Here is a 15,953-nt window from a genome sequence, read left to right on the forward strand (position 1 = left end):
GGCTGGGGTTGGTGTCCTTGCTGCTCGTCAAGCGCCGGGCCGGCTGGGGTTGGTGTCCTTGCTGCTCGTCAGTCCTTGGAGAGGACGAACGAGGCTCGTTGCAGGGGTTCTCCCGGGGCCTTCGCCTCCAGGAGGTACGTCCCCGGGCCCGCCTTCGCCGCAGGAGGCGTAGCGCATCGGGGGGCGCTCAGGGTGCGGTCCCATGCCACGGTGTGGACCACGGTCGTGCCCGCCGGGACCTTCAGGAGCAGGCTGCCGGGGGCGGCCGGGCAGTCCTTCGAGGACCACACCGGACTGTCCTCGTCGCCGCCGGCCTCGGTGATGGTGAGGACCGCGTTCTTCGGGCCGAGGTCGGCCTTGCAGGTGGTGGCCGAGGTGTTCTTGGCGATCAGCTCGAACTTCGGCTTGTCCTCGGGGCCGTAACTGACCTTCGTACGCAGGCTCAACTGGATCGCGGCGGGGACGCAGTCGGGGAGCGGGGAGCCGGCCGGGACCTGCTGGCCCGCCGTCCCGGCGCCCGTCGACGATCCGTCGGATCCCGCCGTGCCGGTGGACCCGGAGCCCGCGCTGTCGCCCGTGCCGGGGTCCCCGTTGCTGCCGTCGCTTCCCGTGCCGTCCCCGCCGGTGTCGCCCGACTCGTCGCGTCCGCCGGGCTGTTGGCTGATCGCCGGTCCGGAACCCGAGGGGCCCGGGGTGATCGACCGCACCGGATCCGATCCGTCGGCCTTCGCGTCGCCTCTGTTCCCCTTGCCGTCGCCGGAAGTGACGACCCACACGATCAGCAACGCGAGCAGCGCAACCAGCGTCGCCGCTACTGCCCTCCGTCGCCAGTAGATGGTGGAGGGAAGCGGCCCGACCGGATTGCGCATAGAACCCACGTCCCGAACTCTACGAGAGATCCGGGCCAACTCCCGCCCCACCCGCCGCTCCGATCGTGAAGTTTTGCGGATCATCATCACGGAACCCCTGAGGGCACCCGCTGGACAGGGGCAGAGGGGACAGAACGGGTGGCGTTCTCGCCCCCTGGGCCGCCGGGACGGCCGACACCCCCGCACCCGTGACCCTCGCCCCGTCTTCCGTGCCAGGATCGGACGTGCGATGACTGCCATGACTTCGACACACACGCCCCCCACGTCCCTCCACACCCCCGTCATCGGGTGGTTCGAGCAGCACGCCCGCGATCTGCCCTGGCGCCGCCCCGAAGCGGGCGCCTGGGGTGTGATGGTGAGCGAGTTCATGCTGCAGCAGACCCCGGTGAGCCGGGTTCTCCCGGTGTACGAACAGTGGCTGGCCCGCTGGCCGCGCCCCGCCGACCTGGCCGCCGAGGCGCCCGGTGAAGCGGTCCGCGCCTGGGGCCGGCTCGGCTACCCCCGCCGGGCGCTGCGCCTGCACGGGGCCGCGCAGGCGATAACGGAACGGCACGGCGGCGACGTACCGAGCGAGCACAACCAGCTGCTGGCGCTGCCCGGGATCGGCGAGTACACGGCTGCGGCCGTGGCCTCGTTCGCGTACGGGCAACGGCACGCGGTGCTCGATACGAACGTCCGCCGGGTGTTCGCCCGCGCCGCCTCCGGTATCCAGTACCCGCCGAACGCGACGACCGCCGCCGAACGCAAGCTCGCCAGGGCACTGCTCCCCGAGGAGGACGAACGCGCGGCCCGCTGGGCGGCCGCGACGATGGAGCTCGGCGCGCTGGTGTGCACCGCCAGGAACGAGGACTGCTCGCAGTGCCCGATCGCCTCGCAGTGCGCCTGGCTGCTGGCCGGGAAGCCCGCGCACCAGGGGCCTGCCCGCCGTGGGCAGACGTACGCCGGTACGGACCGGCAGGTACGCGGCCGGCTGCTCGCGGTCCTGCGTGAGTCGGTGGCTCCGGTTCCGCAGGCCGCACTGGACGCCGTGTGGGACGAGCCCGTGCAGCGGGCCCGCGCCCTGGACGGGCTGGTGGCCGACGGGCTGGTCGAACCGCTGGCCGACGGTCAGTACCGGCTGCCGCTGACCTGAGCCGGGCCCGACCGGACCGGATCCCGCCCGCTCCGCCCCGGTCCACCCCGGTCCACCCCGGTCCGACCCGGTCGCAGGGCCGGGTCGGACCAGGGCTGTTACACAACCGATGGGCAGCCGTGCGTCGGCGTATGGCTGCTGCGCACACCCTCGTGACAACGCCTCCGTAGCGTCTCCGACAGCAGTACACACGGGGAACTACGGGGTCGGAGGCGGTTGGAATGGCGCAGGGCGAGGTGCTCGAATTCGAGGACTATGTACGCACCCGGCAGGATGCTCTGCTGCGCAGCGCACGCCGTCTCGTCCCCGACCCCGTGGATGCGCAGGACCTGTTGCAGACCGCTCTGGTGCGTACGTACGGCCGCTGGGACGGCATCGCCGACAAGTCCCTCGCCGACGCCTATCTCCGCCGCGTCATGATCAATACGCGTACCGAGTGGTGGCGGGCCCGCAAGCTTGAGGAGATCCCCACCGAGCAGCTGCCCGACGCGAGCGTCGAGGACGGCACCGAGCAGCGTGCCGACCGGGCGCTGCTGATGGACATCCTGGGCGTGCTGGCTCCCAAGCAGCGCAGCGTCGTCGTGCTGCGACACTGGGAACAGATGAGCACCGAGGAGACGGCTGCCGCGCTCGGTATGTCGGCCGGTACGGTGAAGAGCACACTCCACCGGGCGCTGGCACGACTGCGCCAGGAGCTGGAGAGCCGCGAGATCATGAGCCGCGAGGCGGTCGGCCGCGAGGCCGAGGGCCACCGGGCGACCGCGGCCCGTCCTTCCGGCCGCCCGACGGTCGTCGGGGCGCGTGCACACACACCGGCGCAGCGGAACGGGCGCCACGACGAGCGGGGGCGGGAGCGGTGCGCGGCCTGACGGACAGCGGCGACGGCGGCGCGGGCGACAGCCCCGCGCACGACGGCGATCGTGGAGGTACTACCGCCCGGAGCACCAGGCTCCGGGCGGGCATGGCGGCGAGTGGTACGGCCTTGGCCGGACTCGCCGCCATCGTGGTGTTCTGCGTCGGCTGCTCCACGGGCGGCACCGGCACCCGCGACGAGGGCCCGGCGGGAACCCAGCCGGTCGCCCAGGTCACGACGCCTCCCGCGGCCACGCCCTCCGGCACGGCGAAGCCCGCCAGGCGGGTCGATGCCGTGGCACTGCTGCGGGGCGACGCGAAGGTGAGCGAGCGGGTCAAGGACGGCCTCAAGCCCTGCGCCGGGGACGCGTACCCGGTGGACACCTCCTACGGCTCGATGACCGACGGTCCCGTGACCGATGTCGTGATCAACGTGATGGCCTGCTCCGATTCGGTGGGCGTCGGGACGTATGTGTACCGCCAGCGCGACGACGGCTCGTACCAGAACGTCTTCACCGCCGAGACCCCCGCGGTCTACGGCACCATCGACCGGGGTGATCTGGTGGTGACGACGCAGGTGTACGGGTCGAAGGACCCGCTCGCCTACCCCTCCGGCTCGGAGGTGGTCACCTACCGCTGGGCGAGCGATCGCTTCAACGAGCACGACCGGGTGCACAACGACTTCAACCGGGCCGTCGGCAGCACGGAGGGCACGTTCTCCGAGCCCGTGCCGGAACCCACGAAGAGCTGAGCCCGCGACGGACGACGCGAAGTTGTCGACGCGAATCGACGCGAATCGACGCGAATCGACGCGAAGAAATCAGAGCAACCGAGAGCAGCTGAAAGCAGTCGCATGGCCGAGACCCATGTCCTCTTCGTCGAGGACGACGACGTCATCCGTGAGGCCACCCAGCTCGCGCTGGAGCGGGTCGGCTTCGCGGTCACCGCGATGCCCGACGGGCTCTCCGGCCTGGAGGCGTTCCGGGCCCACCGGCCCGACATCGCCCTGCTCGACGTGATGGTGCCGGGCCTCGACGGGGTGAGCCTGTGCCGCCGCATCCGGGACGAGTCGACGGTGCCCGTGATCATGCTGTCGGCGCGGGCCGACTCGATCGATGTGGTGCTCGGTCTGGAGGCCGGGGCGGACGACTACGTCACCAAGCCCTTCGACGGCGCCGTGCTCGTCGCCCGCATCCGGGCCGTGCTGCGCCGCTTCGGCCACGCGGCCGGGGCGGACGGCCGGGCGGTGGCCGGTACGGACCTGGACACGGGACCCGAGGGCGGGGTGCTGGCCTTCGGCGATCTGGAGATCGACACCGAGGGCATGGAGGTACGCAAAGGGGGCGAGCAGGTGGCACTGACGCCGACCGAGATGCGGCTGCTGCTGGAGTTCTCGTCCGCACCCGGCACCGTGCTCTCCCGCGACAAGCTCCTGGAACGGGTCTGGGACTACGGCTGGGGCGGCGACACCCGGGTCGTGGACGTGCATGTGCAGCGGCTGCGCACCAAGATCGGGCAGGACCGCATCGAGACCGTCCGCGGCTTCGGCTACAAGCTCCGGGCATGAAGAAACTGGCCCTGCGGACCGGTGTCCGCTGGAAGATCAGCATCGCGATCGCGGCGGTCGGCGCGCTCATCGCGGTGGCGCTGAGCCTTGTCGTGCACAACGCGGCCCGGGTCTCGATGATCGAGAACGCCCGCGAGGTGCAGCTGGAGCGGCTGCTGGGTGCCCAGCGGTTCTACGAGGCGTCGAACATGAAGAGTTCGGCTCCCAAGTTCGGTGCCAAGCTCAACGACCCCACGCTGCCGCCGAGCCTGCGCGACGAGGTCCGCAACAACCGGCGCGCCACACACGTCGAGGAGTTCGACGACGGGGTGCCCGACGTCTGGGCGGCCGTGCCGCTGGCCAACGGTGACGTCCTCTCCCTGCACACCCGGTTCGCCGACCGCAGCGACACGATCATGAACGACCTGGACCGGGCGCTGATCATCGGCTCGGTCTCGGTGGTCTTCGGCGGCTGCGCCCTGGGCGTCCTGATCGGCGGCCAGCTGTCGCGCAGGCTGCGCAAGGCGGCGGCCGCGGCCGGCAAGGTCGCGCAGGGACACACGGACGTACGGGTCAGGGAGGCCGTCGGCGGGGTCGTCCGCGACGAGACCGATGAGCTGGCGCGGGCCGTCGACGCGCTGACCGACGCGCTGAACGAGCGGATCGAGGCGGAGCGCCGGGTCACCGCGGACATCGCCCATGAGCTGCGTACCCCGGTGACCGGGCTGCTCACCGCCGCCGAGCTGCTGCCGCCGGGCCGCCCCACCGAGCTGGTGCGGGACCGGGCGCAGGCGATGCGGACGCTGGTGGAGGACGTACTCGAAGTGGCGCGGCTGGACAGTGCCTCGGAGCGGGCGGAATTGCAGCAGGTCCAGCTGGGTGAGTTCGTCAGCCGCCGGATCGCCCTGCTGGACCCGGACGTCACGGTGCGGGTGGTGCACGAGTCATGGGTCTCCACCGATCCGCGGCGCCTGGAACGCATCCTCGGCAATCTGCTGGGCAACGCCGCCAAGCACGGATCCACCCCGGTGGAGGTCACGGTCGAGGGCCGGGTGGTACGGGTCCGCGACCACGGGCCCGGTTTCCCGGAGGCGCTGCTGCGGGAGGGGCCGAGCCGGTTCCGTACGGGAAGCTCGGACCGGGCCGGCAACGGCCACGGGCTGGGGCTGACGATCGCGGCCGGGCAGGCGCGGGTGCTGGGGGCCCGGCTGACCTTCCGCAACGCGGCGCCGATGGGTGCGGTGGAGGGGACGGGCGGGGCGATAGCGGTGCTGTGGCTGCCGGAGCACGCGCCGACGAACACCGGGAGCTTCCCGATCCTTCAGCTGGCGGAGCAGCGGCAGCCCGCGGAGTGAGCGCGTAGGCGTGGACATGCGTGGGTACGTGGACGGGCCCCGGAGACTCACGTGTCTCCGGGGCCCGTCCACGTACCGCTGGGCTCGCGCCGCTGTTCACGATGCCGGCGCTGTTCGTCGTGCCCGTACTGCTCAGACGGTCTGCGACTTCTTGGCGCCGGACGCCCCGGAAGCCGCGGCAGTGTCGGAAGCATCCGAAGCCGCGGGGGTACCGGAAGCCGCGGCCGTCACGTCGTCCGCCGGCGGCTGACCGTCGGCGGTGACCGCCGGGCCCGCGCCCCGCAGCGGGACCTCCTTGACGAACAGGGACGCCACCAGGGCCAGTACCGCCACCGAGCCGCCCACCAGGAAGGCGATGTGGGTGCCCGAGGCCACCGCGAACTTGTACGCCTCGCTCAGCTCGTGCGGCAGCTTCGCCAGGCTTGCCGCGTCCAGCTGGGCGGACTTCGCCGTGGCGGCTCCGCCACCGTGCGCCGCCATCTCGTCCTGCACCCGGCCGGTGAACAGCGCGCCCATGATCGCGACGCCGAAGGAGCTGCCGAGCGTACGGAAGAGGGTGGTCGCGGACGAGGCGACGCCCATGTCCTTCATCTCGACGCTGTTCTGTGCGACGAGCATGGTGATCTGCATCAGGAAGCCCATGCCCGCACCGAGCACCGCCATGTAGATGCCGGAGGTGAGACGCGAGGTCCCGGTGTCCATCTGGGCGAGCAGGAAGAGGCCCGTCACCATCAGGGCACTGCCCGCGATGGGGAAGATCTTGTACCGGCCGGTGCTGGTGGTGACCCGTCCGGCGATCAGCGAGACGATCATCATCGCGAGCAGCATCGGCAGGAGCAGCAGTCCGGAGTTGGTCGCGGACGCGCCCTGCACCGACTGCTGGAACAGCGGCAGGAAGAGCACTCCGCCGAACATCACGAAGCCGGCCATGAAGCCGATGAACGACATCAGGGTGAAGTTGCCGTTGCGGAATATATGCAGCGGAATGATCGGCTCCGGAGCCTTGCGCTCGACGAAGAGGAAGCCGACGAGGGCTGCCACGCCGAGCGCGATCAGCTCCATGATCACGGCCGAGCCCCAGGCGTACTCCGTACCGCCCCAGGTCGTGACGAGGACGATCGAGGTGATGCCGACGGTGAGCAGTGCCGCGCCGAGGTAGTCGATGTTCGCCTTCGACCGTTCCTTCTTCGGCAGGTGCAGGACGACGGTGACCATGGCGAGGGCGACCGCACCGAGCGGCAGGTTGATGTAGAAGCTCCAGCGCCAGCCGAGGTGGTCGGTGATGGCGCCGCCGACCAGCGGTCCGCCGATCATGGCTATGGCCATCACGCCGGCCATCATCCCCTGGTACTTGCCGCGCTCCCGGGGCGGCACGAGATCGCCGATGATCGCCATGACGCCGACCATCAGGCCGCCCGCACCGAGCCCCTGCACCGCGCGGAAGCCGATCAGCTGGCTCATGTCCTGGGCCATGCCGCTCAGGACCGAACCGATCAGGAAGACCACGATGGCCGTGAGGAAGACGCCCTTGCGGCCGTACAGGTCGCCGAGCTTGCCCCAGATGGGGGTGGAGACGGCGGTCGTCAGGGTGTAGGCGGTGACCACCCAGGACAGGTGCTCCATGCCTCCGAGGTCACCGACGATCGTGGGCATGGCGGTGCCGACGATCATGTTGTCGAGCATGGCGAGCAGCATCGCGATCATCAGGGCGAGTATCACCACCCGGACGCTGCGTGGCTCAGGCTCCCGTTTTCCGTCCGTCCGCCCCGCAGACGCCTTGCTCAGCTCCGCCATGGTCCCCACTCCCCTGTTTCCCCGGTACACCGAGCACTTACTTGCCGCCCGGCTAGTTGACTAGACTGGGAACGTAGACCCGCAACTAGCCGGGCGTCAAGTAAGTACTGGGAGAGCACGATGGGCATGGACAGTGCGCCGCAACCGCGCCGGGGCAACACGCGCCAGCGCATTCAGGACATCGCCCTGGAGCTCTTCGCCGAGCAGGGGTACGAGAAGACCTCGCTGCGCGAGATCGCCGAACACCTGGACGTCACCAAGGCCGCGTTGTACTACCACTTCAAGACCAAGGAAGACATCCTCAAGAGCATCTTCGAGGACCTCAACCGGCCCGTCGAAGAGCTGATCGCCTGGGGCGAGACGCAGCCGCGCACCCTGGAGACGAAGAAGGAGATCCTGACCCGCTACAGCGAGGCACTGGCCGGCGCGGCCCCGCTCTTCCGCTTCATGCAGGAGAACCAGGCGACCGTTCGCGACCTGAGCATCGGCCACACGATCAAGGGCCGGATCCTGACCCTGGTGGGCCTCATCCGGGAGAACGACGCACCGCTCACCGACCAGGTGCGCTGCTTCAGCGCGCTGTTCACGCTGCACGCCGGGATGTTCGGCATGAACGACGTCGACGGCGACCCCGAGGACAAGCGCAAGGCTGTCCTCGAAGTCGCCGTCGAGCTGGTGACACGAGCCCATGACCCGGGGGCCGGTTCCGGGGCTCCGGGAGCGTAGTCCGGCCCAGCGGGCCGGGCCGGTCCCCGTCAGGCCCACCGGGTCGGGCACGCCCACCATCAGGTCCACCGGGTCGGTCCGGTCTCCGTCCGGTCCACCGGCCCATCGGGCCGGGCCGGTCCCCGTCAGACGGAGACGTGCACGGACCGCAGGAACGCGACCGGGTTCAGCGCGGAGCCGTAGTTCGGCGTGGTGCGGATCTCGAAGTGCAGGTGCGGACCGCTGGAGTTGCCCGTGTTGCCGGACAGGGCGATCTTCTGGCCGGTGTTCACGTGCTGGCCGATGTGCACGTTGATCTTCGACAGGTGCGCGTACTGCGAGTACTTGCCGTTGGAGTGCTTGATCACGACGGCGTTGCCGTACGCGGGGCCGTCGCCGCCGCCGTTCGGGCCCGCCTTGACGACGGTGCCGGAGTGGGCGGCCTCGACCTTGGTGCCGATCGGCACGGCGAAGTCCTGACCGGAGTGCTTGGCGGCCCAGCGGGCGCCACCGGTGCCGTAGCTGGCGCTCAGCTTGTAGTGGTCGACCGGGGCCTCCCAGGCTGCGGCCTTCTTCTTCGCCGCCGCCTTCTTGGCCGCTGCCTTCTTCTTCGCGTCGGCAGCCTTCTGGGCCGCCGTCTGCTTGGCCTTCGCGGCCTTGTCGGCCGCGGCCTTCTTGGCGGTGGTGGCCGCCTTGCCCTGCGCCGCCGCCTGCTGGGCGACCGAGTCGGCCGTCACGCTGCCGACGAGTGCGGTGGTGCCGGTGGCGCCCGTGGTGCCGGACGCGAACGCGGCGCCCGCACCGAGCACCATCGATGTGCCGAGGCCGACGGCCACGACGGCGCCACGGACACGGGACACGGACGGGCGGGTGGAGTGCTGGATCGTTGCGCGCTTCGACATACGGGGGAGTCCTCCGGAGGTGAGTGGACCCGGCGTGTTGTCCGGGCTTGCCCCACCTTGGTAACCCGCACCCCAACCCGTGCTCAACCCCCCCATCTACGATCAAAAGCCGTAGACGAACCCTCGGGAATTCGACGCGAAGGGCCCCGCCGGGGAAGCCCGACAGCCTTCGGAATCCTTTCCGCGGAACAGGTTTAGCCCCTGTTCCGCGCACCCCCAATCGGACATCACGCCGCGATACAGGCTTTTCATCCGAAACATCCAACGCCCCTCCCCACCCCGGGACCAAGGTCCCTCCGGCGATCACCGCCCGGTCTCCTAAGCCGCCTAGTACGCTCCGATCAGGCTGTGCGCCTTGTCACCGCCGGTGGGACCAAAGGCTGTCCGTTTCGGGACCTTCGGCCTGCAACGGCAGCACGCCGACAAGAGTCCGGAACCGCTCCCGGGGGACCCCCTATGACCGACGAGAACACCCACGCGCTGGACGGCATCGAGCTCGCCGACGCCGTCGAATCCATCCGCAACCAGCTCGTCGAGGCGGCGACCCGGGCCACGGACCACCCCGTCTCCTTCGCGGTCGGCGACATCCAGATGGAGTTCACCCTCGAACTCCGCAAGGAGGCCAGAGCGGGCGGCAAGGTGAAGGCGTGGGTGGTGGAGGCGGGCGCCGACGCGTCCCGCGCCACCGGACGTACGCACAAGGTCGCCTTCACGCTGACCCCCCGCAACACCGTGACCGGAGAAGCGTGGGAGATCGGCCATGAGGACGAGGGCAGTACCGCGCACTTCGGGGGAGGGCCGGCGCGACCGTGACGAAGGTGCGGCCCGCCGACCGTACGGTCGTGGTCTCCGGCGCCCTCCAGGGCAGCGGTGTCCTGCTGTCCGACCGGCTGATCCTGACCTGTGCCCATGTCGTCAAGAACGGCACCCACTGCTACGCGGCTCACCCCCTCCGGGGCCGGGTCCGCGCGACCGTCGCCTGGATCGACCACGCCCTGGACGCCGCGCTGCTCCGGACCACCGCTCCGATGCTGCCCGTGGACCCCGTACGGCTCGGCCTCCTCGACACCCAGCAGGCGATCCCCGGCTGCGAGATCACCGGATTCCCCCGCATCCAGCGGTACGGCACCGAGAAGCACATGGAGGCCGACCAGTACACCGCGACGGTGCTTCCTCTCGCGGGGCGGATGCGTGACCTGCTGGTCTGCGAACTCGACCGGCCGCCGGCCCCCCGCCCGGACGGCGAGCCCTCCGTGCTGGCCGGTCTCTCCGGCGGGCCGGTATTCGCCGGGGACGTCCTGCTCGGCATCGCCCGCCAGATCCCCGACGGGCGCGGCGGACGGCGGGTCGAGTGCGTGCCGCTCGGCGGCCTGCTCGGCGCGAAGCCCTTCCAGCTCGTCTGCCGCCAGTCCGGCATGGACCCGCGCCACGAACGCGTACACGGCCACTTCCCGGTGGACCTGCGGTACGGGGAGGAGTACGCGGACGCGATCGGCGCCGCGTACCGGCGTACGAAGATCTTCGGGCTGGACGAACTGGGCCGGCACGACGCGGAATGGGACCTGGACACCGCCTACCTCAGCCTGGAGGCGCAGGCACCGGCGGGCCGGACGGCGAAGCACGCGCCCACTCCGCCGCAGCGGATCGACGCCCTGCTCACCGACCGCCCCCGGGTCCTGCTGCGGGGCGAGGCGGGCGCCGGGAAGACCACCCTGCTGTGGTGGCTGGCCGCCCATGCCTCGGCCCGCACCCTGGACGGCGCGCTGGCCCCGCTGAACGGCCTGGTGCCCTTCGTGGTGCCGCTGCGCACCCTGCGGGCCCGTGGCGGTACGTTCCCGGGGCCCGCGCAGTTGGCCGACGCGGCCGGTCTGGTGGTCGACCGGGCCCCCGAGGGATGGGCCGGCCGGGTCCTGGAGTCGGGCCGGGCGCTGCTGCTGGTCGACGGACTGGACGAGGTGCCGCCGGAGGACCGGGAACAGGCGCACAGCTGGCTGTCCCAGTTACTGCGCCGCTACCCGGACACGCGGTGCGTCGCGACCGTCCGGCCGCTCGCCGTGGAGCCGGACTGGCTGCGCTCGGAGGGATTCGAGGAGCTGCGGCTGCTGGCGATGCGGGACGAGGACATCCAGGCGTTCGTGGCCTCCTGGCACCGGGCGGCCCGGCTGACCGAGGCGGACGACCGGGAGCGGCTGGACGAGCTGGAGGGCGACCTGTCCCGGCAGTTCGACCGGAACCCCGGTCTGCGCGAGCTGGCCCGCACCCCGCTGCTCTGCGCGGTGATCTGCGCCCTGCACCGCCGCCGCGAGGGGTTCCTCCCCGAGACCCGCTGGAAGCTGTACCGCTCGTCCCTGGAGATGCTGCTCGGCCACCGGGACCGGCGCCGCCGCATCGGGGACCCCGAGGGCATCGAGATGGACGTCGAGGAGCACACCCAGCTCCTCCAGCGCCTCGCCGTCTGGCTGGTCCGCGAGGGCCAGTCCGAGTTCACCCGCGAACAGGCCCTGCGCCAGCTGGCCCGTGGCCTGACCGGAATGGAGCGGGTGAGCGCTCAGGGGCCGCCCGAGAAGATCCTCACCCATCTCCTCAACCGCAGCGGTCTCCTCCAGGAGCACAGCGACGACACCTACCAGTTCGTCCACCGCACCTTCCAGGACTTCCTCGCCGCGAAGGAGCTCATCGAGGACGACCACCTGAACGAGCTGCTGCGCCACGCGGACGAGGAAGCCTGGCAGGACGTGATCCTGCTGGCTGCGGGGCATTGCAGCCGCCACCAGCTCGCTCTGCTGGTGGGTGGTCTGCTGGACACGGGCCTGAAGTACGGGGAACGGACGACGGCCCGCACCGACCTCTACGTCCTGGCCGCTCTGTGCGGGCAGCACGCGGCCTGGCTCGACGGTGCGGTACGGGAACGGGTCCGGCACACCCTGCGAGCGCTGTTCCCGCCCACCGACGACGGCCAGGTGCAGGCGCTCGCCCAGCTCGGCGATGCGGCACTGTCCTTCCTGCCGCCGCCCGAGAGCGTGGCGGTCGACGACCCGCTCGCCCAGCACGTGGTGCAGCTGCTCAGCAGGGTCGGTGGCCGCGCGGCCATCCCCTACGCACGGGACTGGTCGGCCGTCCACCCGGCGGGGGCCGTGGCCTTGGCGGTGGACTGGTCCGCCTTCCCGGCACGGGAGTTCGCCGAAGACGTGCTGGCCCACTGGGACCTGACCCAGCGCTACATCGTGGCTCAGCGGGCACAGCTGCACGCTCTGCGCCATCTGCCGACCCTGCGACACCTCGCTCTCCTGGGTGATCTGCTGGAGGAGGAACTGCGTGCCGCGCTGGTGGATGTGAAGCTGGCAAGCCTGCAACTGCACGTGAACCGCCGTATCGCCGATCTCTCCTCCCTCAGCACGCAGAGCGACACCTTGGAGCATCTGGGGCTCACGAGGTGCACCGCCGTCGAAAGCCTCATGCCGCTCACGGCACTGAGCGTGCTCGACACACTGCACGTGCACATGGGTCGTCGTGCTGCCGACTTCCTGTCCCCGGTCCCGCACATCGAGCGGCTGACCCATCTGGAGATCAGCGGCCTCGAATCGAGTGAGTTGAGCGCACTACCGGTGCACACCGGAGTGGACCACCTGAGTGTGGAGACCAATCGGGCAGCGGTGTTGGACGGCCTGGCCGCATGGGAATCGCTCTCCAGGCTGAAGATCGGACAGGTCGGCTCACTCGACCACCTGCTGACAGCGCTGCGGACGAGTCCTCGGATCACCTGGCTCGAACTCGATTCGCTGCCCTGGGAGTACCCGGCCTTCAGCGTTGCCCCGGTCACATCGCTCAGGATCCTGAGCGTTCCGGCTCCCCGTGACGGCGGGCACCTGACCGCGGTCGGTCGGCTCTTCCCCGGCCTCACTCACCTGATACTGACCCCAGCCACGTCGACGGGGGAACTGGACCTCACTCCCCTGCACCGGTGGCCCGATTTGCGCGTGACGATCCACGGCAGCCATTTCAGTGCTCTTCTCGGACGGGAGGAGCTGGGCCCCCGGCTCCAGGTTCTCCCGAAGTGAAGCCGGAATCCTGCCCCGAAAAAGGGGCTGCCCCGGACCGGTCGAAACCGGTCCGGGGCAGCCCCCGCACGCTCGGGCGCTACGCGCCCCTACGCTTCCTTCGTCATGTTCGGGCCGGCGCCGCCTGCCGCCTGCTCGATCGGCGGGACGTCGGGCAGTGCCGACTTCTCCTCGCCGCGGAACGAGAACTTCTTCTCGTCACCCTCGCCCTCGGTGCCCACGACCACGATGTGACCGGGACGCAGCTCACCGAAGAGGATCTTCTCGGAGAGGATGTCCTCGATCTCGCGCTGGATCGTCCGGCGCAGCGGCCGGGCGCCCATCACGGGGTCGTAGCCCTTCTTCGCCAGCAGTGACTTGGCCTCGGCACTGAGCTCGATGCCCATGTCGCGGTCCCTGAGGCGCTCGTCCACCTTGGCGACCATGAGGTCGACGATCTGGATGATGTCTTCCTCGGTCAGCTGGTGGAAGACCACCGTGTCGTCGACACGGTTGAGGAACTCGGGCCGGAAGTGCTGCTTGAGCTCTTCGTTGACCTTGGTCTTCATGCGCTCGTAGTTCGTCTTGACGTCGCCCTGGGCGGCGAAGCCCAGGTTGAAGCCCTTCGAGATGTCCCGGGTCCCGAGGTTGGTCGTCATGATGATGACCGTGTTCTTGAAGTCCACGACCCGGCCCTGGGAGTCGGTCAGGCGACCGTCTTCCAGAATCTGGAGCAGGGAATTGAAGATATCGGGGTGGGCCTTCTCGACCTCGTCGAAGAGGACGACGGAGAACGGCTTGCGGCGCACCTTCTCGGTGAGCTGGCCGCCCTCTTCGTAACCCACGTAACCGGGGGGCGAACCGAAGAGGCGGGAAACCGTGTGCTTCTCGCTGAACTCCGACATGTCGAGGGAGATCAGCGCGTCCTCGTCGCCGAAGAGGAATTCGGCGAGCGTCTTGGAGAGCTCGGTCTTACCGACACCGGACGGGCCGGCGAAGATGAACGAGCCACCGGGGCGCTTCGGGTCCTTCAGACCGGCTCGCGTACGGCGAATCGCCTGCGAGAGGGCCTTGATGGCGTCCTTCTGGCCGATGACGCGCTTGTGGAGCTCGTCCTCCATGCGCAGCAGACGGGAGGATTCCTCCTCCGTCAGCTTGAAGACCGGGATACCGGTGGCGGTGGCCAGGACTTCGGCGATCAGCTCGCCGTCGACCTCGGCGACGACGTCCATGTCGCCGGCCTTCCACTCCTTCTCCCGCTTGGCCTTCGCCGCCAGCAGCTGCTTCTCCTTGTCGCGGAGGGAAGCTGCCTTCTCGAAGTCCTGGGAGTCGATGGCCGACTCCTTGTCGCGGCGGACACCCGCGATCTTCTCGTCGAACTCGCGGAGGTCCGGCGGCGCGGTCATCCGGCGGATGCGCATCCGGGAACCGGCCTCGTCGATCAGGTCGATCGCCTTGTCCGGCAGGAAGCGGTCCGAGATGTACCTGTCCGCCAGCGTCGCGGCCTGCACCAGCGCCTCGTCCGTGATGGAGACCCGGTGATGGGCCTCGTAACGGTCGCGCAGACCCTTGAGGATCTCGATGGTGTGCGGCAGCGACGGCTCCGCGACCTGGATGGGCTGGAAGCGGCGCTCAAGAGCGGCGTCCTTCTCCAGGTGCTTGCGGTACTCGTCGAGCGTGGTGGCGCCGATGGTCTGGAGCTCGCCTCGCGCCAGCATGGGCTTGAGGATGCTCGCCGCGTCGATCGCGCCCTCGGCGGCGCCCGCACCCACGAGGGTGTGGAGCTCGTCGATGAACAGGATGATGTCGCCGCGGGTGCGGATCTCCTTGAGGACCTTCTTCAGGCGCTCCTCGAAGTCACCGCGGTAGCGGGAGCCCGCGACCAGGGCACCGAGGTCCAGGGTGTAGAGGTGCTTGTCCTTGAGGGTCTCGGGCACCTCGCCCTTGACGATGGCCTGCGCCAGGCCCTCGACGACCGCCGTCTTGCCGACGCCGGGCTCGCCGATGAGGACCGGGTTGTTCTTGGTACGGCGGGACAGCACCTGCATGACCCGCTCGATCTCCTTCTCGCGCCCGATGACCGGGTCGAGCTTGGATTCACGAGCGGCCTGGGTGAGATTCCGGCCGAACTGGTCGAGCACCAGGGAGGTGGAGGGCGTGCCCTCCGCGGGGCCGCCTGCGGTGGCCGCCTCCTTGCCGCCCGAGTACCCGGAAAGCAGCTGGATGACCTGCTGCCGGACCCGGTTCAGGTCGGCGCCCAGCTTCACGAGGACCTGGGCGGCGACGCCCTCGCCCTCGCGGATCAGGCCGAGCAGGATGTGCTCGGTGCCGATGTAGTTGTGACCCAGCTGAAGGGCCTCGCGGAGCGAGAGCTCCAGGACCTTCTTGGCACGGGGAGTGAAGGGGATGTGGCCGGACGGGGCCTGCTGCCCCTGACCGATGATCTCCTCCACCTGCTGGCGGACCGCCTCGAGCGAAATCCCGAGGCTCTCCAGGGCCTTAGCGGCGACACCCTCACCCTCGTGGATAAGGCCCAGGAGAATGTGCTCGGTGCCGATGTAGTTGTGGTTGAGCATCCGGGCTTCTTCCTGAGCCAGGACGACAACCCGCCGCGCGCGGTCGGTGAACCTCTCGAACATCGTTAATCGCTCCTCAGAGCGGTCGGTCAGTGAGGGGTCGGTCCCCTCCCAGTCCTTCCGCATGCTAGTCCCGCAGGACGGGACAGCTCATTCCAACTGCCGACATCCGTCCGGATCACCCC

The 15,953-nt window shown here is 69.9% G+C and carries 12 protein-coding genes; 8 read left to right on the top strand and 4 right to left on the bottom strand.

Annotated elements, in window-relative coordinates:
* Positions 1 to 68: 68 nt before the first annotated feature.
* Entirely contained in the window at positions 69 to 869 is an 801-nt protein-coding gene (locus OG251_RS17170; RefSeq protein WP_326681294.1) for a hypothetical protein, read from the bottom strand.
* A gap of 229 nt (positions 870 to 1,098) precedes the next feature.
* Between OG251_RS17170 and OG251_RS17175 the strand changes: the two genes are divergently transcribed.
* The 5 genes from OG251_RS17175 (at position 1,099) to cseC (ending at position 5,754) form a co-directional block, all read left to right on the top strand.
* The gene (locus OG251_RS17175; protein WP_073719626.1) at positions 1,099 to 2,001 is read left to right on the top strand and encodes an A/G-specific adenine glycosylase; all 903 of its coding nucleotides are present in this window, start codon (positions 1,099 to 1,101) and stop codon (positions 1,999 to 2,001) included.
* Positions 2,002 to 2,222: 221 nt separating this feature from the next.
* Positions 2,223 to 2,870 (top strand): SigE family RNA polymerase sigma factor, encoded by a 648-nt coding sequence (locus OG251_RS17180; protein WP_326678015.1) that lies wholly within the window; start codon positions 2,223 to 2,225, stop codon positions 2,868 to 2,870.
* Positions 2,858 to 3,604, top strand: coding sequence for a hypothetical protein (locus OG251_RS17185; RefSeq protein ID WP_326678016.1), 747 nt, complete (start codon positions 2,858 to 2,860; stop codon positions 3,602 to 3,604). The genes OG251_RS17180 and OG251_RS17185 overlap by 13 nt, the downstream gene beginning before the upstream one ends.
* A gap of 102 nt (positions 3,605 to 3,706) precedes the next feature.
* Positions 3,707 to 4,420, top strand: a complete 714-nt coding sequence (gene cseB, locus OG251_RS17190; protein ID WP_073719623.1) for a two-component system response regulator CseB — start codon at positions 3,707 to 3,709, stop codon at positions 4,418 to 4,420.
* Positions 4,417 to 5,754 carry a two-component system sensor histidine kinase CseC gene (gene cseC, locus OG251_RS17195; protein ID WP_326678017.1) on the top strand — a complete coding sequence of 446 codons (1,338 nt, stop codon included), beginning with the start codon at positions 4,417 to 4,419 and terminating at the stop codon, positions 5,752 to 5,754. Before cseB ends, cseC begins: the two co-directional genes overlap by 4 nt.
* A 132-nt stretch (positions 5,755 to 5,886) precedes the next feature.
* Here the strand turns inward: cseC and OG251_RS17200 are convergent, their stop codons facing one another.
* The gene (locus tag OG251_RS17200; protein WP_326678018.1) at positions 5,887 to 7,548 is read right to left on the bottom strand and encodes an MDR family MFS transporter; all 1,662 of its coding nucleotides are present in this window, start codon (positions 7,546 to 7,548) and stop codon (positions 5,887 to 5,889) included.
* Positions 7,549 to 7,674: 126 nt separating this feature from the next.
* Here OG251_RS17200 and OG251_RS17205 point away from each other — a divergent pair, with 126 nt between their 5' ends.
* A complete protein-coding gene (locus OG251_RS17205) occupies positions 7,675 to 8,274 on the top strand; it encodes a TetR/AcrR family transcriptional regulator (protein ID WP_326681295.1) in 600 nt (199 codons plus the stop codon).
* A 125-nt stretch (positions 8,275 to 8,399) separates the two neighbouring features.
* Here the strand turns inward: OG251_RS17205 and OG251_RS17210 are convergent, their stop codons facing one another.
* The gene (locus OG251_RS17210) at positions 8,400 to 9,155 is read right to left on the bottom strand and encodes a M23 family metallopeptidase (protein ID WP_326678019.1); all 756 of its coding nucleotides are present in this window, start codon (positions 9,153 to 9,155) and stop codon (positions 8,400 to 8,402) included.
* Between the two features lie 456 nt (positions 9,156 to 9,611).
* On the opposite strand from OG251_RS17210, the gene OG251_RS17215 reads away from it, so the two are divergent.
* Entirely contained in the window at positions 9,612 to 9,968 is a 357-nt protein-coding gene (locus tag OG251_RS17215; protein WP_326678020.1) for a trypco2 family protein, read from the top strand.
* Positions 9,969 to 9,973: 5 nt separating this feature from the next.
* Positions 9,974 to 13,213 (top strand): NACHT domain-containing protein, encoded by a 3,240-nt coding sequence (locus OG251_RS17220; protein WP_442818423.1) that lies wholly within the window; start codon positions 9,974 to 9,976, stop codon positions 13,211 to 13,213.
* A gap of 89 nt (positions 13,214 to 13,302) precedes the next feature.
* Here OG251_RS17220 and OG251_RS17225 read toward each other — a convergent pair whose 3' ends face one another.
* Positions 13,303 to 15,831, bottom strand: coding sequence for an ATP-dependent Clp protease ATP-binding subunit (locus tag OG251_RS17225; protein ID WP_326678022.1), 2,529 nt, complete (start codon positions 15,829 to 15,831; stop codon positions 13,303 to 13,305).
* Positions 15,832 to 15,953: the final 122 nt, after the last annotated feature.

It is taken from the genome of Streptomyces sp. NBC_01237 (assembly GCF_035917275.1).
In the GTDB taxonomy this organism is placed as follows: Bacteria; Actinomycetota; Actinomycetes; order Streptomycetales; family Streptomycetaceae; genus Streptomyces.

Excerpts from the sequence above, each read along its gene's own strand:
- OG251_RS17175 (WP_073719626.1), top strand. The coding sequence starts at position 1,099 with ATGACTGCCATGACTTCGACACACACGCCCCCCACGTCCCTCCACACC.
- OG251_RS17210 (WP_326678019.1), bottom strand. The coding sequence starts at position 9,155 with ATGTCGAAGCGCGCAACGATCCAGCACTCCACCCGCCCGTCCGTGTCC.
- OG251_RS17225 (WP_326678022.1), bottom strand. The coding sequence starts at position 15,831 with ATGTTCGAGAGGTTCACCGACCGCGCGCGGCGGGTTGTCGTCCTGGCT.
- OG251_RS17215 (WP_326678020.1), top strand. The coding sequence starts at position 9,612 with ATGACCGACGAGAACACCCACGCGCTGGACGGCATCGAGCTCGCCGAC.
- OG251_RS17200 (WP_326678018.1), bottom strand. The coding sequence starts at position 7,548 with ATGGCGGAGCTGAGCAAGGCGTCTGCGGGGCGGACGGACGGAAAACGG.
- OG251_RS17180 (WP_326678015.1), top strand. The coding sequence starts at position 2,223 with ATGGCGCAGGGCGAGGTGCTCGAATTCGAGGACTATGTACGCACCCGG.
- OG251_RS17205 (WP_326681295.1), top strand. The coding sequence starts at position 7,675 with ATGGACAGTGCGCCGCAACCGCGCCGGGGCAACACGCGCCAGCGCATT.
- cseC (WP_326678017.1), top strand. The coding sequence starts at position 4,417 with ATGAAGAAACTGGCCCTGCGGACCGGTGTCCGCTGGAAGATCAGCATC.
- OG251_RS17170 (WP_326681294.1), bottom strand. The coding sequence starts at position 869 with ATGCGCAATCCGGTCGGGCCGCTTCCCTCCACCATCTACTGGCGACGG.
- cseB (WP_073719623.1), top strand. The coding sequence starts at position 3,707 with ATGGCCGAGACCCATGTCCTCTTCGTCGAGGACGACGACGTCATCCGT.